This is a genomic window from Photorhabdus kleinii (genome assembly GCF_025384885.1).
GTDB classification, from domain to species: domain Bacteria; phylum Pseudomonadota; class Gammaproteobacteria; order Enterobacterales; family Enterobacteriaceae; genus Photorhabdus; species Photorhabdus kayaii.
The window spans coordinates 1-1,721 of sequence record NZ_JAJAFY010000115.1 but is presented as its reverse complement, the minus strand read 5'-3'; the positions used below and the strand labels follow the sequence as shown (position 1 = coordinate 1,721).

Sequence of the window (1,721 nt, the reverse complement as noted above, 5' to 3'; positions counted from 1 at the left end):
TAAAGACAAGTAATGCTCCGCTTCGGGGCGTATCAACTCCTAATGCTTTCTGAAACTTTCTTTCGCCCCTTACAGGCGAATTTACTTCAATACTCACTTTAACTATCTTTCGCCTATGTCATATCAACAACGAACAAACGTTTTCGTTCCAATGGACTTCAAACCCCCGAACTAAGGGTTTAAAGAATAACGGGACTAAAAACTCTATTCATGAAAACTGACCGGACATAGCCGGCACGAGGGGTCACTACCCCTTCTAATTGTGGTCGCTGTATGTCTTTGCCGGAAGCTTTATCAATAAACAATTTATTTCAGAATGTTCAAGTTGCCGTTCTGGATTTTAATCAAAACTACTCACCCGCACATAACCGATACGATGTCCTTTCAAGATGACTCCAAGAGTTAACCAAAATTAAACCTGTCAGATTGAAATCTGTGGTCACCCGAATATGTTTTTCCTAGCACAGTAGAAGCCAAGCTTACTCGCCTTTATTCCCATTTATATTATCTTCTTTTGTTAACAAGTTTAACCTTAACAGCGTTATCATCTAAATAATCTTCTATTTTTTTGTTGTTCTTGAATTCAAATAATTTATAAGCATATAAAATAAATTATCACCATTTGAATCCAATGATGAATTTATTTCATCTAATAAAACCAAATCATAGCTTAAACAGTTTAAATATGACTTAGACATTAAAATCCTTTGCCATTGCCCTCCTGATAATTTTAAATAATTCTCAAATCCCTCAACCAAATAATAGTTAAAATCTATTTCAGATATGAAGTCTAGTTCAAAAAGATGCATAACTCTAAGAATGTCATTGTTATTGAGTTTATTAAAAGGATCAATGAACTCTTTCAACGTGATGGGTAAAGGTCTAAAGTTTTGAGAAATATATACCCTATGGATTTCAAGTTGCATCGCGATGGCAAAGGAGCGAATCCCCGGGAGCATAGATAACTATGTGACCGGGGTGAGTGAGTGCAGCCAACAAAAAGGCAGCTTGAAAGATAACGGGTATATAATATTTTTTCAGAATTAATGCTTGATGAAATTTCACCTAAAAAATTTGAATATAATCCACTAATTATATTTGTAAGTGTACTCTTACCACTTCCATTTTCACCATCAAGTATATATGTTTTATTTTTTTAAATTGTAGGTTTATGCTATTCAACGCATTATCTTTTATCCTATTATATGAGAAATTAACATTTCTCATAGTTATAATGTTCTCATTGTCATGTTTAGATACAATATCAATATAATGGGCAGATTCGACTAATAAGTGCAATTTTTCAGAAGGGCGGTCAGTTGCTATAGTAGGCATCTTTCTCGCCAAAGGAAAATGCACTATGGCCTATACACAACTGACCGAAACAGAAAGATACCAGATTTCCAGTTTAAGAGAAGCGGGTTTTTCACAGCTTTTCATTGCTGAGTCACTTAAGCGAAGCCCGTCGACCATCAGCAGAGAATTGAAGAGAAATCAAGAAGTCCAGACATACTGCCCTGAACAGGCTCATTTGAAGGTATTGGCTCGTCGTCATTTTGCTAAGAAAGCCGTGAAAATAACGCCGGAAGTAAAAAAATGGATAAAACGGTTAATTTGGAAAGACTTAAGTCCTGAACAGGTGGCTGATTATTTAAAGCAACGTAAAGGGATATCTTTGCATCATGAGACAATTTATAGACTGATTTATAAAGATAAAATAG

The 1,721-nt window shown here is 35.0% G+C and carries 3 protein-coding genes; 1 reads left to right on the top strand and 2 read right to left on the bottom strand.

Going from position 1 to position 1,721, the window contains the following annotated elements; all coding sequences use genetic code 11:
- Positions 1-560: 560 nt before the first annotated feature.
- Positions 561-926, bottom strand: a complete 366-nt coding sequence (locus LG003_RS22785; protein ID WP_112879386.1) for a hypothetical protein — start codon at positions 924-926, stop codon at positions 561-563.
- On the bottom strand, positions 863-1,141 hold the full coding sequence (locus tag LG003_RS23590; RefSeq protein WP_112879406.1) for an ATP-binding cassette domain-containing protein: 279 nt from the start codon (positions 1,139-1,141) through the stop codon (positions 863-865). The genes LG003_RS22785 and LG003_RS23590 overlap by 64 nt, the downstream gene beginning before the upstream one ends.
- Before the next feature lie 219 nt (positions 1,142-1,360).
- Here LG003_RS23590 and LG003_RS22780 point away from each other — a divergent pair.
- Positions 1,361-1,721: helix-turn-helix domain-containing protein (locus LG003_RS22780; RefSeq protein WP_262981733.1), on the top strand; the 361-nt coding region annotated here is incomplete at its 3' end.